This is a genomic window from Cupriavidus sp. GW822-FHT03E04, assembly GCF_058801495.1.
In genome coordinates, this window is record NZ_JBXANI010000021.1 from 65079 (window position 1) to 88392 (window position 23314).

Annotated in this window: 21 protein-coding genes and 1 pseudogene; 20 read left to right on the plus strand and 2 right to left on the minus strand. The window is 60.2% G+C overall.

What is annotated here, in order from left to right; genetic code table 11:
- Positions 1–332: 332 nt before the first annotated feature.
- From AC1RQC_RS27895 to AC1RQC_RS27915, 5 genes and pseudogenes are all read left to right on the plus strand, one after another.
- Positions 333–551, plus strand: a pseudogene (locus AC1RQC_RS27895) (DUF7696 family protein); the annotation flags it as partial.
- Positions 503–1789, plus strand: coding sequence for a recombination directionality factor (locus AC1RQC_RS27900; RefSeq protein ID WP_492885204.1), 1287 nt, complete (start codon positions 503–505; stop codon positions 1787–1789). The pseudogene AC1RQC_RS27895 and the gene AC1RQC_RS27900, both read left to right, overlap by 49 nt.
- Positions 1790–1883: 94 nt before the next feature.
- Positions 1884–3254, plus strand: coding sequence for a metallophosphoesterase family protein (locus AC1RQC_RS27905; protein WP_492885206.1), 1371 nt, complete (start codon positions 1884–1886; stop codon positions 3252–3254).
- Between the two features lie 161 nt (positions 3255–3415).
- A complete protein-coding gene (locus AC1RQC_RS27910; protein ID WP_492809346.1) occupies positions 3416–3943 on the plus strand; it encodes a hypothetical protein in 528 nt (175 codons plus the stop codon).
- Positions 3931–6252: an AAA family ATPase gene (locus AC1RQC_RS27915; RefSeq protein ID WP_492809347.1), complete on the plus strand. Its 2322-nt coding sequence runs from the start codon at positions 3931–3933 to the stop codon at positions 6250–6252. The genes AC1RQC_RS27910 and AC1RQC_RS27915 overlap by 13 nt, the downstream gene beginning before the upstream one ends.
- Positions 6253–7330: 1078 nt before the next feature.
- Here the strand turns inward: AC1RQC_RS27915 and hisC are convergent.
- Positions 7331–8479, minus strand: a complete 1149-nt coding sequence (gene hisC / locus AC1RQC_RS27920; protein WP_492885208.1) for a histidinol-phosphate transaminase — start codon at positions 8477–8479, stop codon at positions 7331–7333.
- Between the two features lie 221 nt (positions 8480–8700).
- Here hisC and AC1RQC_RS27925 point away from each other — a divergent pair, with 221 nt between their 5' ends.
- Positions 8701–9624 carry a LysR family transcriptional regulator gene (locus tag AC1RQC_RS27925; protein ID WP_458766323.1) on the plus strand — a complete coding sequence of 308 codons (924 nt, stop codon included), beginning with the start codon at positions 8701–8703 and terminating at the stop codon, positions 9622–9624.
- Positions 9625–9647: 23 nt separating this feature from the next.
- On the opposite strand, the gene AC1RQC_RS27930 is transcribed toward AC1RQC_RS27925, so the two are convergent.
- A complete protein-coding gene (locus AC1RQC_RS27930; RefSeq protein WP_492809348.1) occupies positions 9648–10427 on the minus strand; it encodes an IclR family transcriptional regulator in 780 nt (259 codons plus the stop codon).
- A gap of 402 nt (positions 10428–10829) precedes the next feature.
- Between AC1RQC_RS27930 and AC1RQC_RS27935 the strand changes: the two genes are divergently transcribed.
- From AC1RQC_RS27935 to AC1RQC_RS28000, 14 genes are all read left to right on the plus strand, one after another.
- Entirely contained in the window at positions 10830–11807 is a 978-nt protein-coding gene (locus AC1RQC_RS27935) for a Bug family tripartite tricarboxylate transporter substrate binding protein (protein WP_492809349.1), read from the plus strand.
- A gap of 25 nt (positions 11808–11832) precedes the next feature.
- Positions 11833–12831 (plus strand): 2Fe-2S iron-sulfur cluster-binding protein, encoded by a 999-nt coding sequence (locus AC1RQC_RS27940; RefSeq protein ID WP_492809350.1) that lies wholly within the window; start codon positions 11833–11835, stop codon positions 12829–12831.
- 56 nt (positions 12832–12887) lie between these two features.
- Complete coding sequence (locus AC1RQC_RS27945) at positions 12888–14213, plus strand: aromatic ring-hydroxylating oxygenase subunit alpha (RefSeq protein ID WP_492885210.1); 1326 nt, start codon at positions 12888–12890, stop codon at positions 14211–14213.
- Positions 14214–14226: 13 nt separating this feature from the next.
- Positions 14227–15021, plus strand: a complete 795-nt coding sequence (locus tag AC1RQC_RS27950) for an SDR family NAD(P)-dependent oxidoreductase (protein WP_492809352.1) — start codon at positions 14227–14229, stop codon at positions 15019–15021.
- 19 nt (positions 15022–15040) lie between these two features.
- The gene (locus AC1RQC_RS27955) at positions 15041–15634 is read left to right on the plus strand and encodes a 3-phenylpropionate/cinnamic acid dioxygenase subunit beta (protein WP_458766314.1); all 594 of its coding nucleotides are present in this window, start codon (positions 15041–15043) and stop codon (positions 15632–15634) included.
- Positions 15635–15645: 11 nt separating this feature from the next.
- Positions 15646–15837, plus strand: a complete 192-nt coding sequence (locus AC1RQC_RS27960) for a hypothetical protein (protein WP_458766313.1) — start codon at positions 15646–15648, stop codon at positions 15835–15837.
- Positions 15838–15963: 126 nt separating this feature from the next.
- Entirely contained in the window at positions 15964–16632 is a 669-nt protein-coding gene (locus AC1RQC_RS27965) for a fumarylacetoacetate hydrolase family protein (RefSeq protein ID WP_492809353.1), read from the plus strand.
- Positions 16629–17396, plus strand: coding sequence for a fumarylacetoacetate hydrolase family protein (locus AC1RQC_RS27970; RefSeq protein WP_492809354.1), 768 nt, complete (start codon positions 16629–16631; stop codon positions 17394–17396). Before AC1RQC_RS27965 ends, AC1RQC_RS27970 begins: the two co-directional genes overlap by 4 nt.
- Before the next feature lie 9 nt (positions 17397–17405).
- A complete protein-coding gene (gene hpaE, locus AC1RQC_RS27975) occupies positions 17406–18875 on the plus strand; it encodes a 5-carboxymethyl-2-hydroxymuconate semialdehyde dehydrogenase (RefSeq protein ID WP_492809355.1) in 1470 nt (489 codons plus the stop codon).
- A 2-nt stretch (positions 18876–18877) separates the two neighbouring features.
- The gene (gene hpaD, locus AC1RQC_RS27980) at positions 18878–19741 is read left to right on the plus strand and encodes a 3,4-dihydroxyphenylacetate 2,3-dioxygenase (RefSeq protein ID WP_492809356.1); all 864 of its coding nucleotides are present in this window, start codon (positions 18878–18880) and stop codon (positions 19739–19741) included.
- A gap of 1 nt (position 19742) precedes the next feature.
- Positions 19743–20177 carry a 5-carboxymethyl-2-hydroxymuconate isomerase gene (locus tag AC1RQC_RS27985; RefSeq protein WP_492809357.1) on the plus strand — a complete coding sequence of 145 codons (435 nt, stop codon included), beginning with the start codon at positions 19743–19745 and terminating at the stop codon, positions 20175–20177.
- Complete coding sequence (gene hpaH / locus AC1RQC_RS27990) at positions 20177–20992, plus strand: 2-oxo-hept-4-ene-1,7-dioate hydratase (RefSeq protein WP_492809358.1); 816 nt, start codon at positions 20177–20179, stop codon at positions 20990–20992. Before AC1RQC_RS27985 ends, hpaH begins: the two co-directional genes overlap by 1 nt.
- Before the next feature lie 12 nt (positions 20993–21004).
- Positions 21005–21811 (plus strand): 4-hydroxy-2-oxoheptanedioate aldolase, encoded by an 807-nt coding sequence (hpaI, locus tag AC1RQC_RS27995; protein ID WP_492809359.1) that lies wholly within the window; start codon positions 21005–21007, stop codon positions 21809–21811.
- 21 nt (positions 21812–21832) lie between these two features.
- Positions 21833–23284: an NAD-dependent succinate-semialdehyde dehydrogenase gene (locus AC1RQC_RS28000; protein WP_492809360.1), complete on the plus strand. Its 1452-nt coding sequence runs from the start codon at positions 21833–21835 to the stop codon at positions 23282–23284.
- Positions 23285–23314 lie beyond the last annotated feature (30 nt).

Here is a 23314-nt window from a genome sequence, read left to right on the forward strand (position 1 = left end):
CCGTGAACCTGCGGTGGACTATGTCCGAAATGGGTATTTGTGCAGCGTGACCCTGCTGCACGAGGACGGCTTCACGTCCTCGCATCGAGCTGCGCGCATCCGCGCGTCTGCTCCCTGTAAGCCACGCTCCCGGAAGGGGCGTGGCTGCAGGTTTCTCGCAAGCAAGCTCGCTTCCGCATGTCGGAGCGAGCTTTTTTTGTTTGTGAGACACCTTCGAACGGGAGCCCATGATGACGATCAATTCCGAAGTTGATTTCAAGATTCCTGCCGCAATCGCGGCAACGCTGGCTCGCCGGCGGTCCCAGTACACGGACTAGCCGCAAGCATGGCGCACCCTTTGTGAGGCGGCATTTGTCGCCGGACTTCCCGAACCCGCTCGCGCGGCGTTCCTTTCCAACGTAACGACCCAGCGCGGGGCCGACATAGCCCTGCGCCTTCGGGAGCATGCTGCGTCGATCCGCGCCGCCGTCGTTCAGCACCTTGAGCGAAGGAGTACCAATCCATGCATGCACCCATCACCTACAGCGAGTTCGGGGCAGTCCGAAGCCTGATCGAGGAGCGGCCCGCGCGGCCGCCCATCATCGGCAAGATTCGCCCAGGCATCAAAGTCCTGACGAAGAAGGCCCGCGAGAGTGAACGCGCGGTCAAGCTCCACGATTCGCTGCTCGCCCAGGGCAAATCCTTCGAGACGATCGAGAAAGAAATAGAGCGCGCGACGGGCATCCGGAATTCAATGGCCCCCAAGAATGTCGGCTGGTTCACGTGCCGGCGTTCCGACTTCACCAATCCGGCCATTGCCGACGAGATCCTGGCGCGGCACGGCGAGGATCGCGGGGATGGCCTGAAACTCTGGCGCTTCCCTGTGCTATTCGCCTTCGACGACTGGCTGAGCAATATGCCCAACCAGCTCGCCGCGTGGGGAGCCAGCGGTCGCCAGTTCTTCTCCGAATACGGACCTGACGGACGGCGCTACTGCAAGACCTATGCGCCACCGGAGAAAGACCCCCGCGCCAGCCGCGTCAAGCGCAATTTTGGTGGCAGGACGATCATCCTGCGTCAGGACGACGATATCCCGGATGGCATCTGCGACCCCGCGCAATGCCCGCAGTACCAGGCTCGGACATGCAACATGTCCGCATCGCTGTTCTTCAGCATCGTCGGTATCAAAGGGCTTGGTTTGATTGAGCTGCCGACCAACTCCATTTATGTTCTCCAGAAGGCCTATGCTGCCATGCAGACCGTCTCGCTCGCGCGAGGTGGGCGGCTGGTGGGTGTGCACTTCTGGCTGAGCAAGCTGGAGGCCGAGATCAGTCGTATCGATGAGAACGGCCGCCCTGTTCGACAAAACCAGATGCTCACCATGCTAGATGCCGAAATCGACCTCGGTGCCCTGCTGGACGGCGGAGATCAGGTGCCCCACGCCATTGAGACGGCTAGGCAGGTTGTCGGTGCATTGGAGGCGTCGCCCGCGGCGGCTTCAGAGGCTGTCGATACTGCAGGTGATTCCAACTCGCCGCAAGCACCTTCTTCCGGCCCTGGCCCTGTCGAAGGGGATCCCGAAGACAAGGCGCATCAGTTGGAGGATTTGATTGCGCGCTTGGGTCTTGCGAGTGGTGAGGATCGGCAAGACCTCAGGGTCTACGCGCACATTCACTATGGCAAGGGTTGGTTCAAGCGTGCCAACGATCTGAGCAGCTTGATCGAAGTGATGCGGGCTTCTCTGGCCGATCCGGCATCGTTCCGGGCACGTGTGCATGCCGCAGCCAGTGAGGCGCGTGCCGCCGCCTGATTGATGTTGCTGCCCTTTCATGGTCACCCCGTTGGGGTGGCCATTTTCTATTTGGTGCCCGCGCGGCGCCACTTCCCATTCCTGGAGGTCTCTCATGCAACACGAAGGCGCGCGCCTGCGCATGGCGCATTTCTCTGATCTGCACTACTCGCCCGGGCACTTAGCCGAGGCGGAACGTTGTTTTGGCTTTGCCGTGGAGGACGCCATCGCAGCGGAGTGTGGCGTGGGGGTGGTGTCGGGAGATTCGACCGACCACCGCCTGGACGCGCACACGCCCGCACTGGGTGCGTTAGCCCGCCGCATTCACCAACTCTCGGCGAACATGCCACTCCTGATGTTGCAGGGCACGTTCAGCCATGAGCCAGCCGGTACACTAGACCTGTTTCGCCTAATCGGGGCGCGGTATCCGGTCTACGTCGCGGATCGCATCCACCAGGTCGCGCTGCGAGCGGGCGTCTTCATTCCGTCCGAGGGGCCACTGTTCACCCGGCCCGAACTGGACCGGCTGGTGGCCGGCGGACTGCCGGATGTGGTCTTTACCTGCGTGCCGACGGTCAACAAAGCCGTGCTGGCGTCAGTGGCCGGTGTGGCCGCGGCCGCTACGGCGCTTGGGGACCACCTGTCTACGTTCCTGGTCGCCGCCGGCGCCGTAAATCAACAGCTGCGGGGCTTCAGCGTCCGGACTGTCGGTGTTTCCCATGGCACGGTGAATGGCTGTCTCACTGAGCACGGCGTGCCAATGGCGGGCTTCGATCACGAGTTCACGATCGGGGCGCTGTTCGCTGCGCAGTGCGATGCCTTCATGCTTGGCCACATCCACCGCTGCCAGCAATGGGAGCGGGACGGGCGAGTCGTCGCGTATCCGGGATCGATCGGACGCTTTCACTACGGAGAGGAAGGCGAGAAGTCCTACCTCCAATGGTCGGTGGCACCAGGCAACGCGGTGGCCACGCCGGTCGTGACGCCAGCTCGGGAAACCGTCTGCATCGACTTCAACGGTCCCCCCGATATGGATCAGCTTGCCTTGGCGGCTGCAACTGCCAACGACAAGTTCTTCCGCATCCGATGGACGATCGATGAAGAGCACCGCCAACTGGTGGATCGTGACGCAATCTGCGCGCTGTTTGGTGCAGCCGCCGAGCTGAAGCTGGAAGGCCGGGTCTTGCCGGCGGTGCGAAGCCGTGCCGAGGGCATCAGCCGGGCCGCGACGCTGGCCGAGAAGGTGGAACGCTGGGGCGAGCTCGCCGCGGTCGATACCTTCCGTCTGGTGGAGTATCTGCCTGTGCTGGAGAGCCTGGACGCACAGGCCATTGTCGATCTCGAGCTTGCCGAACTGGTTGACGCTGTTGTGCCTGTGGTGAGCGCATTGCCTCCTCCCGCCGCGCTAGCGCCAGCACCTACGCCTGCTACCGCGCCAGCGCTGGATTGGCTAACCGATGATCTGTTTGCTGGCGAGACGGCCTAACTCTTGAGCATGCGAGCCATGTTCCGATAGCCCCATGGGGGTTATCGAAACCAGGTTTTCCCCGCGTCTTTGACGCATCGACCCGCTGTATCCATCTTCTTCCCTTGACCCTGACGGGTGCTTCCCGTCCGGGGCGCACTCCGTCCCATTTGGAGTGCATCATGATTCTCTATCCTGCCGGCCCGGAATGGACCCATACGTTTGACGCAGCCATGGCCGCGTCGGAAATGGCCGCGCGTGTCACAAACGGCCACGGCTTCACACGCAGCACGCTGTTCCAGCCTTTCGGCGCGGGACGGGGTGCCGTGATTGCGCAGCGGGACCACATCCTGCTCATGGCATTGCATACTGAGGGTGGCCACGGCTGGTTCTCTGTGGCACCGTCACTGGCGCTGCAGCAGCTGCTCTGGTCCCTGTCCAACGGGCTGACAAGCCAGTGGAGCGAGCGCGAGCTGAAGATCCTGACCGGCTGCCGCACGTGGCCGGAAGTAGCCAACCTGGCCGGCAAGCAGTACGCCGCTGCGGTACGTTCGGTTGAGCGTGCATTGCAGGGGCTGCCGGAAGCGGAAACGCCCCCGCTGTCCGTTCTGTTTCCGGAAATGCCCGTGGATGAGTCCGGGTTGCTGGAATTGCCTGGCAACTACATGTCCTACATGCAGACCGATGAGGAGCTGTCATGCGCCCGCTGAAGTTGACCCTCTCGGGATTCCATGGGGTGCGTGACGGCATGCGCCGCGAAAGCGTTACCCTGGACCTCAGTGACTTGCCAACCGGCTTGATCGCGTTGGTGGGCCCGAACGGGGCCGGCAAGACGACGCTGATGGACAACCTCCATCCGTACCCGATCATGCCTAGCCATGCCGCCAAGATGTCTGCGGATGCGTTTTCCTACTGGGACCATCTCTGCGCCCCGCGCGCTGAGAAGGAACTGGTCTGGGAACACGGAGGCAAGACTTACCGGTCTGCATTCTCTTTCCGCAATTCCGGCAAGACGCGCAAGGCTGAGTACTACCTGTTCGAGCGCGACGCTGCAGGCAACGATGTGCCGCTCCGCTTGCCGGACGGGACTGTCTCCGATGGGAAGGCCGATACCTACAACCGTTGTCTGGAAGGGGTCATGGGTTCGCCCGAAGCGTTCTTCACGAGCGTGTTTTCTGCGCAGAACCGGCGTCCGCTGGCCAGCTACCAGACTGGCGAGATCAAGAAGCTGCTGGCCGAGTTGCTGGGCATCGAGCACCTTCGGGAGCTGTCGGCGAAAGCCGGCGAGGTGGCCAAGCTGCTCGGCCGCAATCTCGATGCGCTGCATGGCGATGTGGTTGCCCTCATGGGCAAGCGCGATCGCGGTTCCGTGCTGGCCGGCGAGATTCGGCAGATCAGCGAACGGCTGGGTGCTGAGCGGGAAGCGCGGGAGAGCGAGACTGCCAACGGCGCCAAGTTGCTGCAGGAGCGGGCCACGCTGGCGGCCAAGCAGTCCGCCGGCGCCGCTGTGGAAGCCCGCCTGCGGGAGTTGACTCAGCGCCAAAGCGAACTGACGTCGCGTAGCCGCCAGCTGGTGGCCGATGACAAGGCTGCCGGCAGTCGCGCAGCCCTGCGCCGGCGCGAGCTGGAGAGCCAACTCGGCGCCCGCAAGGCGACGCTTGCCGATGGCGATGCGATCACTGCGGCGGTAGCGCAGCGCGATGCCGTGCAGATGGAGATCGGCCGCAGTCAGGCCGAACTCGCGAAACTGCACAAGTCGGTCACGGAGCTGGAAGCCGTGCGACTGGCGCATGCATCCCTTACCACTGAGTTGGCTGGCCTGGAAGCCCGCGGCGCCACCGAGGCGCAGCTGGCGAAGGGCCTCAAGGGGCAAGCTGATGTCATTGAGACCGTACCGTGTGCGGACCATCCCATGCATGCAGCTTGCCCATTGCTGGGCCAGGCCCGCGACGCGAAAGCGAAGCTGGACCGTCAGGTGGTGCTGGTCACTGACCTTCGGGGCAGCTACCGCACCAAGCTGGAGGTTAAGAAGCCAATGGATCTTGCGTTGGCCACCCTGGCTAGCGCCCGTGCTGCCCACACCACGCTGCAGGCCGGCCTGGTGCAACAGGAGCGAGAGCTGCAGCGCCTGACGGCGCTGGCCGCCAAACTGCCATTGCTGGAGGCCGCCCGGGAGGGCTCGGCCCAGGCCACACGTGAGTCTGCGACGCTGGCTGAAGAGGAAGCGGCGCGCCAGACCCGGCATGCCCGGGATCTGGCCGACGCGGAATCGCAGTCCACTGCCGTGCAGCGGGAGTTGGCGACGCTGGCCACGGAAGACGTGACCGGCAAGATGGCCCAGTTGGATCGCCAGGTGACTGCCAGCCGGGAGACTGTTGCGGCCCTGGACGCCCGTATCGAGGCGCTCATCCGCCAGCAAAGTACGCTGGCGGCGGAAGTGGAGCGGCTTGAGGCGGAGTTGGCAGGTCTGCCGGCGGCGCAGGGCAGGGCGCAAGCGCTGTCCGATCGCATTTCCGTATGGAAGCTGTTGGCGAAAGCCCTCGGCAATGATGGCGTCATCGCGCTATCCATCGATGACGCGGGTCCCGAGCTGACACGGACCGTGAATGACCTGTTGCTGGCTTGTTACGGACCGCGATTCACCATCGCGATCCAGACACAGACAGCGCTAGCCAATGGCGAGAAGCGCGAGGGGTTCGAGATCGCTGTGCAGGATGGCGATAGCGGCGAATCGAAGAGCTTCACGGTCATGTCTGGCGGTCAAAAGATCTGGATCAACGAGTGCCTGACCCGCGGCATCGCGCTCTACCGAGCGCGAGACACGGGGCAGGCCTTCCAGACCCTTTTTACCGACGAGGCAGACGGGCCGTTGGACCCGGATCGTAAGCGCGCCTTTATGCAGATGAAGCGCGAAGTGCTTCGCCAGGGTGGGTATGAGCGTGAGTTCTTTATCTCGCACACCCCCAACTCGGTCGACGAGGCCGATGCAGTCATCGACGTGGCGGCCCTTGCGGCCTAAGCGATTGTTTAACCCGATGGGGCATGCCCCATCGGGGCTGCGCTGTCCTCTCCTTCTTCTCATGAAATTCCCGATCCTTCTTCTTGTGTTTTTCATTGCCCTGCGAGCGGCTGCAGCAGTGTTTCCGCCGATGCACGCGAGACCGGCCAAGTCACTCAAGTCCTCGTCCGCGCGTCTGGTTGTTGAGTGCCACACGAAACAGCCGACAGCACCCAGCCTGCTTTAGGCTCGATCCCGTTCAACCGCATGGCGCTCTTTCGGGGGCGCCTTTTTTTTGCCCAATTTCCATATGAATCGCGACCTTTCTCCTACCTTTCAGGACCCTCAGCCACGCTCTCGCCCGATGTGCGCAGCGGTGCCACTTGCCATGCTGAACGCCGCGGCACTGGTGGCTGATCTAGACGCCGCCTTGCGGCCGCTGATGGCTGCGGCCGGCGTCACCGATGGCGCCTTCGGCCCGGATGCCTGATCCAGGCTTGCGCTTCGCTTGCGTGGGCCCTGCGCCAACTGCGGCCGGGGTTGGCTGTCCAGCCGTTTTCTTTCGCTCATCACCTCGTCCGCGACTGTTGCCCGCAGCCGTGCGCCGTCAACGCGTGCCGGGCCGTGTCCTCGGCTGCGCCTGCGGGACGCACCAACCCGGCGCTAGTTTCCTTGACGGCGCACGCCCGCAGGCTCCTGTCCGAGCCGACATGGGGCGACTTGTGGCCCTCACACAAGACGCGGATCGACCGTCTTCCGCTGGCGATCGGGTGATGCGCGTGTCCAGTGGGGACGCCATGCGCGTAACTTGGTAGTCGTCCACCGGACTCCAACTGCAGTCAGCCGCCCCTTATGGGGGCGGCATTGTTCATCGCCGAATTGCGGGACGGGAGAGCCGAGGCGGGGTGGGTACAGTTCATGAATCGGCCCGACGGCTGAGTTCGGCTGTGGAATCAACCGTTCGATGCAACATACTAGGAGCTGCGCGAGCAGTGAAAAGTGTTGCATGGACCGGTTGATTCGCACTCCAGCCTCTGCACGATTAGCGCATAGCGGTGCCGGTACCTGGTCTTGTTCCTTCCGGGGAAACGCGCATCAACTACGCCAGCTCTTTCCCTAAGGCTGCAATCACCTGCTCATTCTCAGAGGATGAGCCGACTGAGATGCGAAGCCATTCAGTCAAGCCATAGGACTTCAGGGGGCGTACGATGACACCGCGGCGATTGAGACGCTGGCTCATCTTGACTCCATCCCCCACCTTCACGAGTACGAAGTTCGCGTGAGACCGGATGTACTCGAGGCCCAGCTTGTCCAACGATTCATACAGGTACGTGAGCCCTGTGGCGTTGCATCCGGCCGTCTTGCCAAGGAACTCGGTGTCGTTGAGCGCTGCCACCGCAGCAATCTGAGCCATGCAGGTCACAGAAAACGGCGCTCGTACCCGCCTGAGCATGTCCGCCACCTTCGGTTGTGCGATGCCGTAGCCAACGCGAAGACCTGCCAGCCCATAGGCTTTGGAGAACGTGCGGGTGAGAAGGAGATTGGGATAGTCTCGCACCCACTCCACTGAACGCGAGCGCTCGTGTTCAGGCAGGTATTCGTAGTAAGCCTCATCAAGCAGGACCACTACGTTCTTCGGAACGTGCTTCAGAAAGCCTTCAATTTTCTCGTTTTCGATATACGTGCCCGTGGGATTCCCAGGGTTGGCGATATAGACGAGGGCAGTATGTTCATTAATCTTGCCTAGCAGACCGTCCAGGTCGACGCGGAAGTCTGGCGACGGCACGACAACGGCAGTCGCACCGACACGCTGTGCCGCGCTTGCGAATGCCTGAAAGGAGTACTGCGAGTACACGGTCTGGCGGCCGTGCGTGAGAAGCGACACCGCGGCCATGCTCAGCACTGCTTCAGAACCGCTGCCTACTACAATCCACTCAGGTGGCACGTTGTGGAAAGTTGCAATCGCGGCAGTGAGTTCCACAGAGTCGTTGTCCGGGTAGAGCGCGATTTCCGGTGGCGTCTCAGCGAGAGCCATCTTGGCCAGCACGCTAGGACCCAGTGGGTTCTCATTGGAAGCGACCTTGACAATATCGTCAGGACTGATGCCCAATTCACTCGCTAGCGCGTTGATGGCGAGTCCTGGTACATATGGTTGCAGTTTTTGAATGTGTTCCGGGAAATCAGGCATATGGTAAAGGATGGCGTCGAGTTTGTCGGTGGCACGTCTGCAACCTGTTGTTGCACGCAATGGCGGTGTCCATGGACGCATCCATGGAGGTCGGTGCCAGTTGCAACAATGTTGGTGCCAATGCCGCATATCTGCCATCGTTTGAGGTACATCGCGATTCCGGATTGGAATCACAAGGAGACAACCCCCCTTGTTGCAACAACGGGGGTGCACAAGAAGCGAGCCATATCTCGAGCACGAACCTTGCTAGGAGATAGGTCGTCGCATAGGGTCCTAAAGTCATGACAATTCAACAGCTCCGAGCACTGGTCGCAGTAGTAGCTCACGGCGGATTTCGTGCTGCTGCACGGGCACTCAATGTTTCTCAAGGGGGACTGACCAAGAACATCTCGGCACTTGAGGAAGAATACGGAATCACATTCATTGACCGGAGTGCCAAGGGAGTGCTTCTCAGCCCCCAAGGGGAAGCGTTCCTGCACTTTGCAAAGTCCATCTTGGAGGAAGCGGACCGGGCGGAAGACTGGCTGAAGAAGGTTTCCGAGAACGCCTCGACCAGCGTATCCCTCGGCGTTTCGGTGGAACCGTCGATACGGCTGGTGCCGGCGGTGCTCCAAGATTTCAGGCGGACTCTGCCGAACGTCATGATTCGCCTAACGCAAAGCGTCTCCCTTGAATTGCTGAGAGCCTTACGAGAGAACCGGATTGAACTGGCAGTGATGCGGCTGCCACGAAATTTCGATGCAAGCGACCTGAGAGTGGAGCGCCTGTATCAGTCGGAGCCAGTGATTGTCGGGAGGGCAGGTCACCCGTGTGCAAGCGGCGCGACGATTCGTGACCTTGTTAAGTACGATTGGGTGGTCATTGGGGACACCTCGCAATCTGGTGCCGAAGCCGATGACAGTACTTGGGAGCTTTTTGACCAAAGCGGCGAGAGCAGACCTCGTTTCGCCGCCGTGTGCAATTCCGTTTTCAGTCTTCTATCGATGCTGTTGGAATCGGACGCACTAGCGCGTGTACCACGCTCGGTTCTTGAACACCCACTGGTGAGCCGCCGCGTGGTCGCGATTCCGACAACTCTGCCCAAGCATCCATATTGGGTTGCAGTGGTGTCGAAATCATCCCGGCGGCTCTCACCCGAGGCGCAGACGCTGAGCGCGATGCTCACTTCTTATGCGCGCATCACTACCGCAATGGGCAGAGAGTAGTGCTCAGCAGGCGGTCGCGAACGTCAGGCTTGGCGGTGGCTCGAAGTGCTGCCAAGGAGCGCCGATAGACTTGCGGTGTGCTCTCGGAGCGTTGCGGCGAGTTCCTTGATGCGGTCGTTGTCGAGGCGGACGCTCGGCCCAAAAATGGCAACTGACCCTGCCAAGCTTTCCTTCTGGTCAAAGAACGGAGCAGCGATTGCGACTGCTCCAGCGATAAGCTCATCATGACTCTCCGCGTAGCCATCCTTGCGTACAGCATCGAGTTGACTGCGGAGCTCTGAAAGGTCGAGCTTCATCCCATCACTGTATTTGCGCAGTTGCTCGGCAGACGGGTCCATCCAGGCAAGCAAAGCGCGTCCGCTCGCGCCGCGGAAAATCTTCTCGCTGTAGCCAACACCCCGCTTGAAACTAAGCGGTTGTGGACTGGGAATCTCAGCGATGCAGAGTCGAGTCGCGCCATGTGGCACAAAGAGTGCCACCGTTTCCCCAGTCTCTTCCCACAATTTGCGCATGACTGGTTGAGCGATTTCCGCCAAGTCGAAGCTAGAGGTCCATGCCCAGGCCAAGCGGCCGACGGATGGGCCAAGACGAAAGCGCTGAGGGTCTCCGCTAGCCGTCAAAAAACCATTCTGCTCGAGCGTGTAGAGCAGCCGGTAAAGCGTCGGACGGCTTAAGTCGACACGTTTGAGCAGTTCAGCAACTGTGAGTTCACGGTCGCCGGCACCAAAGGCGAGCAGGATGTCTAGTGCACGGTCTACTGCGCGAACACCTTCGCCGCCCTTCTCTTTCTCAACCTCTGCCATTGCTCTCTCGTAAGCCTTCATGTTTGCGACCCGCGCGCCCTCGTCACTACCGGAACGTGGGGCTCTCGGGAGCTGGTTGTTGGGAATTCTACATGGAGTTTGCACCCTGACCTCGCCCCGCACGGACGCGGACCGGTGCCCACAAGTTGCGTTTACTTCTAGCATCCATGCCACTTGTCGATACCCCGGCGGCTACATGGACTGGGTCCGGTCGCCGTTCGAGTCACCCCAAAAAGGCGTCGTCGTGAGTGGCCGGTCATCGCCCACACACTGATCTCCCCGCCTTGACAATCTCTCGCTAGTTCGTACAATGGACTCAAATATCACTAGACGGACAGAATAACTCAACCCGCAACACGGAGACAAATAAGTATGTTCCCCCGCATATTGGCCAATTGGTCCATGTCCACTCGTCTTTGGGGCGCTGCATTAGGCGCATTTCTCTGCGCTGCGACTGTCCCGAGCTATGCCCAGAGCACAGAGCGGTATCCAGAGCGACCGGTCAAAATCGTGGTCGGATTTGCTCCTGGTGGCACCAATGACATCCTTGCGCGAGTGTTGTCCCAGAAGCTTCAGCAGCGCCTGAAGCAGGCATTCGTGGTGGAAAACAAGCCGGGTGCGAACTCCGCGATTGGCACCGATTTCGTGGCAAAGGCGCCGGCTGACGGTTACACGCTTCTCGTTTCGTCTAGCGGCGGCTTGACGACCAATCCCGTCACGATGGCGAATCTGGCCTACGACCCGGTCAAGGACTTCGAGCCCGTTGCGTTGCTCGGCTCATACCCTCTTGTCGTTGCGGTGAACGCTGCGCTGCCGGTCAAGACCTTCCCAGAACTAGTCTCCTTCGCGAAAACACGCCCAGACGACACTCTGAATCACGGCGCAATCTCTTCATCGTTCCAACTGGCGTCTGAGCTTCTCGCAAGCAAGTCCGGATTCAAGTTCAACCAGGTCAACTACCGCGGGTCGGGCCCAGCACTGGTTGCATTGATGGCGGGCGAGGTGGATGTCGAGTGTGTGGATAGCGCCGCCATCCTGCCGCAAATTAAGTCCGGAAGAATCCGTGCTCTCGCCGTCACAACCGCCAAGCGGTCGGCGGCATGGCCGGGCGTACCCACCGTCGCGGAATCGGGCGTACCAGGGTTCGATGTCCCCATTTGGACCGCCCTGATGGCACCGAAAGGAACCCCGAAGCCCATTCTCGAAAAACTGCGCATCAGTCTGAAAGAAATCCTGGCTGAGAAGGATACGGTCGACCGGTTCGTCGCGCTCGGTATGGAGCCCGGAAATACCGATGTGCAGTCCCTGACCGAACGCATCAGCACAGATATCAAGCGTTGGGCCGCTGTCGCCAAGGCGGCCAACATCAAGCCCCAGTAACTGAATCACTTGCAGGACCACAAGCATGGAAACGATTCCGGTAACTCTTCTGTTCGCTGATGGCGTTACACACCATCTCCAAGCGAAGAAGGGCGAAAAACTTCTCGATGTTGCAGCAGGCGCCGGATTGACGCTCCTCACCGACTGTTCGAATGGGCAGTGCGGTACATGCGCGGCGAACTGCGTGTCCGGTTCCCTCGAACTGGACGACTACGACCCGAGCGTCTTGCCTGACGACGAGCGGGAAGACGGTGCAGTGCTGTGCTGTGTGTCCCGCGTGCTGGAACCAGCGGTGATTGAGTTGCCCTACGACTCCAGTGAAGCGAGTGCAGAAGAAGCACCGACCCAGCGCGGCCGTGTGAACGCAATCGAACGCATTGCTGAAGAGACCGTTCGACTCGAGGTCGATGTGGCCGAGCCGGTGCACTTCTTGCCAGGTCAGTACGTGCGCATGCTTCTTCCGGGGCAGACGCAATGGCGCTCGTACTCGATGGCCAATGAGTCGGGACAAACGCGGCTGGTGTTCTACGTGCGCATTGTGCCGGGCGGCATGTTCTCGAACTGGCTCACAAGTGAAGCCGCTCCTGGGGCAGAGATTGAGGTAAGCGCTCCGCGTGGAAGTTTCTTTCTTCGCAATGACGACCGCCCACGACTGTTTGTCGCCGGCGGTACTGGGCTTGCACCCTTTCTCGCGATGCTTCGCGCTGTCGGTAACGGCTCCTACTCGACCACGCCGATACGACTTCTTGTTGGTGTTCGAACGGGCCAACACCTGTTTGCTACCGAAGAAATCGAAGCCATTAAGCGTGAGAACCCACAGCTCCAGGTGCAGTACGCTGCCGAGAGCGCCGTAGTTCAGGGATGTCACGAAGGCTACGCGACTGACCTGATAGCCCAAATTGAAGTCGACCCGCGGACCCAGGTCTATCTGTGCGGCCCGCCTCCGATGGTGGAGGCAGGACGTGATGCAGCAGCCAAAGCAGGTCTTCGCCGTGGCGACGTGCTTTGCGAGCGATTTGCCTGACTTGCAGGCGTAACCACCATTCGTACTTAGAGCGAGGACACATGAAATACAACGCAATGATTGACACCGACCACGGCATGATTAGCCGTGAAATCTTCTCGGAAAAAGCGGTGTTCGACGACGAACTCGAGAAGGTCTTTACGCGCGCATGGCTGTTTGTTGGTCACGAAAGCCAGATTCCCAATCCGGGAGACTATTTCACTTCGCGGATGGGAGCAGAGTCCGTCATCCTGGCCCGCGACAAGAAGAACCAGATTCACGTCTTCTTGAACTCATGCCGTCACCGCGGCATGAAGGTCTGCCAGTATGACCATGGAAACACCCAGCTCTTCACGTGTCCCTATCACAGCTGGAGCTACACGACCGAAGGCAAGCTGTTCGGCGTGCCGCAGTTCAAGAATCTGTATGAAGGTTGCCTGCAGAAGGAAGACTGGTCGCTGATTGAAGTGGCCAAGCTCTACAACTACAAGGGCACCATCTGGGCAACTTGGGACAAGGACGCTCCGGACTTCCTGACATACCTCGGTGATGCGCGCACGCACCTCGACCTGGCGCTCGATGGCCGTGATGGCAGCGAAGGCGGTTCGGAAGTGCTGATGGGTGTCCACAAGTGGATTATTCCCTGCAACTGGAAGTTCGCTGCGGAGAACTTCCTGGGCGATACGTACCACAACGTCAGCCACCGCTCGGTGGACCTCATCGGTATCGGCCCGAGCGCGGAGGCTGGTGTGAAGGGTCGTCGCGACAATGAGCTGGAACACGCCAAGCACGTGTGGGTGAACTTCCCGTCGGGTCACGGTGTGCATAGCGCAATCATGCCGGAGAACACCCCGTTCGTGAACACGTTCCAGAACGACCCGATTGTGGCTGAGTACTTCCGCCACTGCCACGAGGAGCGCCAACGCCGCTTGGGCAACCAAGCTCGATTGGTTCCTTTCGTCGGCACGATTTTCCCGAACGCGTCGTTTCATGGCAAGCAGCCTCGCTCGATTTGCGTCTGGCATCCGCACGGGCCGGAGGCCACCGAGGCGTGGCGCTTCTTCCTGGTCGACAAGAGCGCGCCGCAAGAGGTGAAGGATTTCCTGCGCAAGTACTACATGCGCTATTCGGGCCCTGCCGGCATGACCGAGCAGGATGACATGGAGAACTGGAACTACGCCACCGCCGGCAGCCGCGGCGTGATTGCGAAGCGTTACCCGTACAACTACCAGCAATCCCTGGGCGCAGTGCAGTCAAACGACCCGGTTAAAGGCAACGTAAGCCTGCAGGTGAGCGAAGAGAATCCGCGTCAGTTCTACCGCCGTTGGCGCGATTACATGAACGGCGCCGATTGGGAAACCCTGCTCGGCAAGAACGATGCACCGCGCGCCGCTGCAGCCTGAACAGGTGAATGAAATGCCAGTAACTATCGTAACAGGCGGAACCTTCGGCTTGGGCAAGGCAATCACGCTGCTACTCGCGCAACGAGGCCACAGCGTGGTGGCTTTCGGCTTGCGCAAAGCGCAGGTTTCGAGCACGGCGCAGGGCTTCGAAGAGCTGGAGGCAGAAATCGCACATCTCGGTCTGTCCGACCGAGTTCTTCTTCGCGAAGCCGATGTCTCAAATCCCGAGGACGTGGCCCGTGTGACGGAGGAAACTCTGAGGCGCTTTGGACGTATCGATGGGCTTGTCAACAACGCCGCCATCGGTCCACTGGGAACGGTACTCGACACTGACCCTATGCTGTTCGACAGCATCTTCGCAGTGAACGTCCGCGGAACCTACCTGACCAGCCGTGCGGTGATACCGCAGATGGCGAGCCAGGGAGGCGGTTCGATTGTGAACATTGGTTCTGGGGCTGGATACGGCAAGCCGAACATGGCCGCATACGCTTCCAGCAAGGGTGCCATTGTCGCGCTGACGATGGCCATGGCGTATGACCACTTTCACGACCATATCCGTGTGAATGTCGCAATTCCCGGTGGCGGCGGAATCGTCTCAGGGATGAGTGTTGGCCGTGTCGGCGGCGACGTTGACGTGTTCAAGAGCAGGAAGGTGGCGGGCACAGTCGCGGGGCGCACCGCCACGGGCGAAGACCTGGCGCGCGCAGTGGCTTTCCTCTTGTCCGACGACGCCACCACTATCTCAGGCACCGTGGTTGACGTTGGATGCTTCGCGCATCAAGGCGGCCCTGTCCCGTCGAAACAATAGAAATCTGGAAGGACAAATCATGAGTGAGATTGCCGAAGTTCAGGCAGAAGCGGCACCTGCAGCAGTGCCCGCCATCGTCCGCGACGCGAAGTACTACGACCTGAAGCGCGAGATGGAAGAGTTCCTCTACGACGAGGCGGAGTTGCTTGATGAGCGTCGCTTCAAGGAATGGCTGGAGACGCTCGCGGAAGACCTCGTGTACTTCATGCCGATGACCTACAACGTCAAGTTCGGCGAGCACGAGAAACGTGAAAAGACCCGCTACGAAAAAGACATGAGCTGGTTCAACGAGGGGAAATGGACTCTCACCAAACGGGCTGAGCAGATTCTGACCGGCGTGCACTGGGCAGAGGAACCTCTTTCCCGTCTTTGCCGCCTCGTAACCAATGTCCAGGTTACGGATGTGCGTCGCAATGCGGCTGGTGAGGACGAAGTCTCGGTTCGCAGCCGGTTCGTGATGTACCAGAACCGCTGCGAATACGAAGAGTACTACTTCGTCGGCAAGCGTAACGACGTTGTGCGTCGCGTGAATGGCCAGTGGAAGCTCGCGCGGCGCGAAATCAGTCTCGGTCAGACCGTGCTGCTGGCCAAGAACCTGACGATGTTCTTCTGAGGAGTGCAACCATGATTAATTTTATGGAACTGAAGGCTGGCCAACAGTTGGTCCTGAAGAACAATGCCGTGGCCGAGGTCATCGACAACATTGGCGATGGAATCTGGGTGCAGGTCCGGTATATCGACTCTCCGCAAGACCCGTCAATGGTCGGGGCCGAAGAGCTGTGCCATTGCGAGGAAGCCGTACGCATCGTCGAATAAGTCGATGCGCCTGGTAGCGGCCGCCCCTTGGCGAGCAATCGCTATCAGCGGCCCCTTCCGGGCTTGGGTGTGCGCGCCCAAGCCAATCAGATACCGAGGCAAAGCACTAGTTGATGGAGCGAAATAGTGACACTGTCCAACCTCACAGTTGGCGTACCGCCATACAGGCTCACCGGTACGGTCTACGGCACGCTGGCGAATGACCGTGCCTTGCTTGAAAAGCTTGGTGACAGCATTGAGAAACCGCCGTACAAGGCCGCGCCCAAGGCGCCTGTCCTGTACGTAAAACCGCGCAATACGCTCTCCACCACGGGGGCGTCGATGGCGATGCCTGCTGACGTGAACGAAATGGACATTGGAGCGACTATCGGCCTGGTTATTGGGCGAGTCGCCTCACGTCTGAAGGAAGAAGATGCCCTTGACTACGTCAGTGGCGTGACGCTGGTTGCGGATTTGCGCGTCCCGCACGATAGCTTTTATCGCCCTTCCGTTCGGTTCAACGCCCGCGACGGCTCGTGCTTCATCGGACCAGAAGTAGTCGGACTGACGGATTTGCCGAAACCTGACGAGATTGCTCTGACGGTCTTCGTTGATGGGCAGGAACAACCTTCGGTGCGCCCGCAGCGGATTCGCTCCGCAGCGAAGCTGCTGGCCGACGTCACGGATTTCATGACGCTGGTGCCAGGCGATGTCCTGTTGCTCGGGATTCCTGTATCCATGCCGCGCGTACGTGCGGGGCAAAATTTCGCCATTGCTGCGACAGGCATTGGACGTCTCGAAGGAGTGGTCGTATGAAGACTGCGCGTGTGGCCTACGGCGGCGCGATTCATGTGGGGACGGAACATCCCGACGGCGTACGCCTAGCGGATGGCCGCGTGGTGGCCGAGGAAGACGTCGTGTGGCTGCCTCCGTTCGAGGTGGGTACCATCATCGCCCTGGGCCTGAACTATGCGGACCACGTCAAAGAGCTGGCAAAGGAGCTGACAGTTACCACAAAGGACGAGCCCTTGGTGTTCTTAAAGGGGCCGGGAGCTCTCGTTGGGCACCGTGCGCAGAGTCGCCGTCCCAAGGACGCCACCTTCATGCACTACGAGTGCGAGCTTGCCGTCGTGATTGGCAAGCCAGCGAAGGATGTGAAGACTGCCGATGCGATGGACCACGTCGCCGGCTACACGGTCTGCAACGACTATGCTATCCGCGACTACCTAGAGAACTGGTATCGCCCCAACCTGCGGGTGAAGAACAGGGATACCTGCACGGTACTCGGGCCATGGTTCGTCGACGCTGCGGACATCCCAAATCCGCACGCACTGGGACTTCGCACCCTCGTCAATGGAGTGGTGACTCAGCAGGGTTCGACGGCGGACATGATTAATGAAATTCCCGCGCTGATTGAGTATCTGAGCAGCTTCATGACACTCATGCCAGGCGACGTCATCCTGACCGGCACGCCGGATGGGGTGGTCAATGTCAATGATGGGGATGAGGTGGTGTGCGAAATCGAAGGGATTGGTTCCCTCCAGAACACCATCGTAGGCGATGCGGTATTTGGGCGATAAGGATTCATTGTGCGTATTCATCATCTGATTGACGGCAAGGCCGTCGAAAGCAAAGACTACTTCGAAACGGTCAATCCGGCCACGCAAGAAGTTCTGGCCGAGGTGGCTTCGGGCGGCGAAGCGGAAGTCAATGCGGCAGTCGCAGCAGCCAAGGCGGCATTCCCGAAGTGGGCAGGAATGGCTGCGGCTGACCGGGCACGTCGCGTTCGCAAGCTCGGTGACCTGATTGCACAGCACGTACCTGAGCTGTCGCAGACCGAGACCAACGACTGCGGTCAAACCATTTCGCAGACTGGCAAGCAGTTGGTACCGCGGGCTGCCGATAACTTCTACTACTTCGCAGAGATGTGCACTCGTGTCGACGGTCACACCTACCCGACGCCGACGCATCTGAACTACACCCTGTTCCACCCGGTGGGCGTGTGCGCCCTGATTAGCCCCTGGAACGTGCCTTTCATGACGGCAACCTGGAAGGTGGCTCCGTGCCTCGCGTTCGGCAATACCGCAGTGCTCAAGATGAGCGAGCTGTCGCCGATGAGCGCGGCGCGCCTGGGTGAATTGGCGCTGGAGGCGGGCATTCCAGCTGGCGTCCTGAATTTGGTGCACGGTTACGGCAAGGACGCGGGGGAGCCGCTGGTCGCTCATCCGGATGTGCGTGCTATCTCCTTCACCGGTTCGACAGTGACGGGGAACCGCATTGTAAAGTCAGCCGGCCTCAAGAAGTTCAGCATGGAACTAGGCGGAAAAAGCCCGTTCGTCCTCTTCGAGGATGCGGACCTCGAACGCGCACTGGACGCAGCCGTGTTCATGATTTTCTCGAACAATGGTGAGCGCTGCACCGCCGGCAGCCGAATTCTGGTTCAGCAAAGCATCTACAAGGACTTCGCAGAGAAGTTTGCCGAGCGTGCGCGACGCATCGTGGTTGGCGACCCCCTCGACGAAAGGACAATCGTCGGTCCGATGATTAGCCAAGCCCACCTTGCCAAGGTACGCAGCTACATCGAGCTTGGCCCGAAGGAGGGCGCGACGATGCTGTGTGGTGGCCTGGACCGCCCGTCGTACGCTCCGGAGCTGGGTGACCGCGTGAAAGGCGGCAACTTCGTGTGGCCGACGGTGTTCGCAGACGTCGACAACCGCATGCGCATCGCCCAGGAAGAAATCTTCGGCCCGGTGGCGTGCCTGATTCCGTTCCGCGACGAAGCGCACGCTATCGAGCTCGCCAACGATATCGAGTACGGGCTGTCGAGCTACGTTTGGACCGAAAACATCGGTAAGGCTCACCGTGTCGCTGCGGCAGTTGAGGCCGGGATGTGCTTCGTCAACAGCCAGAACGTACGTGACCTGCGCCAGCCGTTCGGCGGCACCAAGGCTTCAGGCACCGGCCGCGAGGGTGGCACTTGGAGCTACGAAGTGTTCTGTGAACCCAAGAACGTCGCGGTGTCGATGGGCGACCATCACATTCCGCACTGGGGAGTATAAGCATGGGCAAGCTGGCACTGGCGGCCAAAATCACGCATGTACCGTCGATGTACCTGAGTGAGCTGGATGGGCCGAACAAGGGCTGCCGCCAGGCGGCCATCGACGGGCACGTAGAGATTGGCCGACGGTGCCGCGAACTCGGCGTGGACACAATCGTTGTATTTGACGTCCATTGGTTGGTGAACAGCGAGTATCACATCAACTGTGGGCCGGAGTTCTCAGGTGTCTACACCAGCAACGAGTTGCCCCACTTTATCAAGAACATGCCCTATGCATACCCCGGCAATCCGGAGCTGGGGCATCTGATTGCTGATGTCGCCAACGAGATGGGCGTGGCCAGCCGCGCTCACAGCGACACAACACTGGAACTGGAGTACGGCACCCTCGTGCCAATGCGCTACATGAACGCTGACCAGCATTTCAAGGTGGTCAGCGTGTCGGGCTGGTGCGTCTGGCATGACCTGGCCACGAGTGCCAAGTTCGGCCTTGCGGTACGCCAAGCCATCGAGGAGCGTTACGACGGTACGGTGGCTATTCTGGCCAGCGGCTCTATGAGCCATCACTTCGCCGAGAACGGCACGGCCCCTGAGTTCATGCACAAGGTCTGGGACCCGTTCCTCGAGCAAGTGGACCGACGCGTGGTGGAGCTATGGGAAAAGGGTGACTTCAAAACCTTCTGCCCGATGTTGCCTCTGTACAACGAAAAGTGCTGGGGTGAGGGCGGTATGCATGACACGGCGATGCTGCTCGGTGCGCTGGGCTGGACCGACTACGACCAGCCTGTGGAGGTCGTCACGCCGTACTTCGGCAGCTCGGGTACCGGGCAGATTAACGCCGTGTTTCCGGTGACAGCGCTAAAGGTGTGACATGCCTCATCTCGTTATTCTGTACTCCAGGAATCTGGAACAAGACGTCGACATGACCGCTGTGTGCGATGGTTTGGCCGAAGCCATGCTGACGGTGAAAGACGACGACGGAAAGGCTGTGTTCCCTACGGGCGGCGTAAGAGTGCTGGCATTCCCGGCGCCGCATTTTGCGGTGGCCGATGGCGGCACCGCCGGCCGCCTGGCCGGCGAGTCCGGTGAATATGGCTTCGTCTACCTCAACCTACGAATGGGGCGCGGGCGCAGTGAAGCCATCCAGCAGCGGGCCGGCGAAACGATTGCCCTCGTGGCAAAGACACTATTCAGCCCGTTGCTCGAGAAGCGCCGCGTTGGTCTGACGTTCCAAATCGATGTCGGTCCGGAGGTCTTCGATGCCAAGTTCGGCAATCTCCATCCTCTATTCCAAAAGGTCATGTGATGTTTAATGAATCGCTCATTCAACAGCTTGCTGCCGAACTCCACGAGTCCGAGAAAACCGGGGTGCAAGTGGAGCACTTTTCGAAGCGGTACCAGGGAATTACGCTGGAAGACGGCTACCGGATTAGTCGCGCCTGGGTCGCGTTGCAGCTCGAGCAAGGCCGTAAGGTCATCGGTCACAAAATCGGGCTGACTTCCCGCGCGATGCAGCAAGCGAGCCAGATTACGGAGCCGGACTACGGAACACTGCTGGATAGCATGCTGTTCACCTGCCGGGGCGGCGAGACGCTGGAGATTCCTGCCTCACGCTTCATCGCACCGCGTGTGGAGGTGGAACTTGCCTTCATCTTGAAGGCCCCCCTGAAGGGGCCCTACGTGACAATGGCCGATGTACTGGAGGCGACCGAGTACGTGACGCCTGCCATCGAAATCATTGACTCTCGCATTGAGCAGTTCGACAGGAATACCAAGGCCATGCGCAAGGTCTTCGATACGATTAGTGACAACGCGGCGAATGCCGGCATTGTGATTGGCGGCAAGAAAGTTGCGCCGGATGAGTTGGACTTGCCCTGGTGCGGCGCGATTTTGCGCCAGAACAGCGTCGTCGAGGAAACGGGTCTTGCGGCCGGCGTCCAGGGTCATCCGGCCGTCGGCGTGGCTTGGCTAGCTAACAAACTCGCACCGTGGGGTGAGCGGCTCGAAGTCGGTCAAATTGTGCTGGCCGGTTCGTTCACTCGCCCGGTCGCAGCCAAGGCTGGCGACACCTTTGAGGCCGACTATGGACAACTGGGTGTGCTGAACTTCCGGTTCGTTTGAGGAGCCATTGCCATGGAGATTCCGCGCAATGCGTTCAAAGCTGCTCTCAAGGAAGGGCGCGTTCAGATTGGTCTCTGGGTTGGCTTGGCTGACCCGTACGCCGCGGAGGCGCTGGCCGGGACGGGTTACGACTGGCTTCTGATAGACGGTGAGCACGCGCCGAACGACGTTCGGCAAATACTCGCCCAACTGCAGGCAGTGGCAGCTTACCCGGTGCATCCGGTTGTTCGACCGGTCATCGGGGATGTACCGCTGATTAAGCAGATTCTTGATGTCGGAGCACAGACACTCCTCGTGCCGGTAGTGGAAACCGCTGACCAGGCAGCCGAGATGGTAGCGGCCACACGATATCCGCCGCGAGGTATCCGCGGCGTGGGCAGTGCGCTGGCTAGGTCGTCGCGGTGGAACCAGGTCGACAGCTACCTTCACAAGGCCGATGAAGAGATGTGTGTGCTGGTGCAAGTCGAAACCACGAAGGGCTTGTTGAATCTCGAGGCTATCGCCGCCACAAAAGGCGTGGACGGTGTGTTCTTCGGGCCCGCCGACCTCTCCGCGTCGATGGGACACCTTGGCAACCCAGGACACCCTGACGTTCAGTGCGCCATCCTCGACGGTATTGAGGCGGTGCGACGTTCCGGAAAGGCGCCGGGCATTCTGACTGCGGATACAGCGTTGGCGCAACGTTACATCGAGGCCGGCGCATTGTTCGTCGCAGTCGGCGTTGACACCACCCTATTGGTAAGGACCGCCAAAGACCTCGCCGCGAAGTTCAAGGGAGGCACCAACGCGGGCGCCTCTTCGAACGGCGCCGTGTATTGACGTTCAATCTGGAAGCAAATAATGATGGTACTGAACGACCCCAATCTGCTCAAATCCGCATGTCTGCTCGACGGCGTCTGGCTCCAGGCCGACGACGAGAGTTGTGTCGACGTTCTTGACCCTGCCACCGAGGTGCGGATTGGGGCGGTTCCAATGATGGGTGGCTCAGAAGCTGACAGAGCCATTCAGTCGGCATCTGCCGCCTTCATCGCGTGGCGTGCACAAACGGCAGAACACCGTGCCAGTGTTTTGCGTGCATGGTTTGACCTCCTGATTCAGCATCAGGAGGACCTGGCAGTCATCATGTCCAGCGAGCAAGGTAAGCCACTGGCGGAAGCCCGCGGGGAGATTACCTACGCAGCCTCGTATGTCCAGTGGTTCGCAGAAGAGGCGCGCCGCATTTACGGCACAACGATTCCTTCGCCCTGGCAAGACAAGAGAATTGTCGTAACCAAAGAGCCGGTTGGCGTTTGCGCTGCAATCACCCCGTGGAACTTCCCGGCGGCCATGATTACGCGAAAAGTTGCACCGGCCCTTGCTGCGGGCTGTACGATTATCGTCAAGCCAGCTCTCGAGACGCCACTCACAGCACTTGCCATGGCAGAGCTCGCCACTCGGGCAGGCGTTCCTCGCGGAGTACTCAACGTGATAACTGGTGACGCGCGTGCAATTGGCGGCGTGCTGACCTCCAGTGCAGAAGTGAGGAAGCTGACGTTCACGGGCTCGACTGAGGTCGGCCGGATACTTGCCGCCCAGTGTGCTCCGACGCTTAAAAAGATGTCACTGGAGCTCGGTGGAAATGCCCCGTTCTTGGTCTTTGAGGATGCAGACCTCGACGCGGCAGTCGAAGGCGCCATGGTCTCGAAGTACCGCAATAGCGGTCAAACGTGTGTCTGCACGAATCGCCTGCTAGTTCATGACGCGGTGTACGACGCCTTCGTTGCGAAGCTTATTGTTGCCGTTAGCAAGTTGCGTGTGGGGCGCGGGTTGGAGCCCCACGTGCAGCAGGGACCGCTGATTGACAAGGCCGCGCTACAGAAGGTCCAGGAGCTAGTCGCCGATGCGCTCGAGAACGGGGCGAACGTTGCCGTGGGCGGAAATGTTCACAAGCTCGGTGGGACATTCTTCGAGCCAACCGTTCTGGTCAACGTCTCGTCTGATATGCGAGTGGCCAAGGAAGAAGTCTTCGGCCCGGTAGCACCTGTAATCCGCTTTCACACGGAAGAAGAAGCTATCCAGATGGCGAACGACACTGAGTTTGGACTTGCCGCTTACTTCTACACAGAGAGCGCCAGCCGGGTGTGGCGCGTCTCGTCGGCGCTGGAATATGGCATGGTTGGCATCAACAGCGGGCTCATTAGCACCGCCGTAGCCCCATTTGGCGGTGTCAAGCAATCGGGAATGGGCCGAGAAGGGTCCTACTTAGGAATCGAGGAGTACGTCGATACCAAGTACCTATGTATGGGCGGCTAGGAACACGAAGGAGCAATCCTTCTCGACTTC

Bases quoted from the DNA above. Each gene is read 5' to 3' on its own strand.
- AC1RQC_RS27900 (WP_492885204.1), top strand. From the start codon at position 503: ATGCATGCACCCATCACCTACAGCGAGTTCGGGGCAGTCCGAAGCCTG.
- AC1RQC_RS27905 (WP_492885206.1), top strand. From the start codon at position 1,884: ATGCAACACGAAGGCGCGCGCCTGCGCATGGCGCATTTCTCTGATCTG.
- AC1RQC_RS27910 (WP_492809346.1), top strand. From the start codon at position 3,416: ATGATTCTCTATCCTGCCGGCCCGGAATGGACCCATACGTTTGACGCA.
- AC1RQC_RS27915 (WP_492809347.1), top strand. From the start codon at position 3,931: ATGCGCCCGCTGAAGTTGACCCTCTCGGGATTCCATGGGGTGCGTGAC.
- AC1RQC_RS27925 (WP_458766323.1), top strand. From the start codon at position 8,701: ATGACAATTCAACAGCTCCGAGCACTGGTCGCAGTAGTAGCTCACGGC.
- AC1RQC_RS27930 (WP_492809348.1), bottom strand. From the start codon at position 10,427: ATGGCAGAGGTTGAGAAAGAGAAGGGCGGCGAAGGTGTTCGCGCAGTA.
- AC1RQC_RS27935 (WP_492809349.1), top strand. From the start codon at position 10,830: ATGTCCACTCGTCTTTGGGGCGCTGCATTAGGCGCATTTCTCTGCGCT.
- AC1RQC_RS27940 (WP_492809350.1), top strand. From the start codon at position 11,833: ATGGAAACGATTCCGGTAACTCTTCTGTTCGCTGATGGCGTTACACAC.
- AC1RQC_RS27945 (WP_492885210.1), top strand. From the start codon at position 12,888: ATGATTGACACCGACCACGGCATGATTAGCCGTGAAATCTTCTCGGAA.
- AC1RQC_RS27950 (WP_492809352.1), top strand. From the start codon at position 14,227: ATGCCAGTAACTATCGTAACAGGCGGAACCTTCGGCTTGGGCAAGGCA.
- AC1RQC_RS27955 (WP_458766314.1), top strand. From the start codon at position 15,041: ATGAGTGAGATTGCCGAAGTTCAGGCAGAAGCGGCACCTGCAGCAGTG.
- AC1RQC_RS27960 (WP_458766313.1), top strand. From the start codon at position 15,646: ATGATTAATTTTATGGAACTGAAGGCTGGCCAACAGTTGGTCCTGAAG.
- AC1RQC_RS27970 (WP_492809354.1), top strand. From the start codon at position 16,629: ATGAAGACTGCGCGTGTGGCCTACGGCGGCGCGATTCATGTGGGGACG.
- hpaD (WP_492809356.1), top strand. From the start codon at position 18,878: ATGGGCAAGCTGGCACTGGCGGCCAAAATCACGCATGTACCGTCGATG.
- AC1RQC_RS27985 (WP_492809357.1), top strand. From the start codon at position 19,743: ATGCCTCATCTCGTTATTCTGTACTCCAGGAATCTGGAACAAGACGTC.
- hpaH (WP_492809358.1), top strand. From the start codon at position 20,177: ATGTTTAATGAATCGCTCATTCAACAGCTTGCTGCCGAACTCCACGAG.
- hpaI (WP_492809359.1), top strand. From the start codon at position 21,005: ATGGAGATTCCGCGCAATGCGTTCAAAGCTGCTCTCAAGGAAGGGCGC.
- AC1RQC_RS28000 (WP_492809360.1), top strand. From the start codon at position 21,833: ATGATGGTACTGAACGACCCCAATCTGCTCAAATCCGCATGTCTGCTC.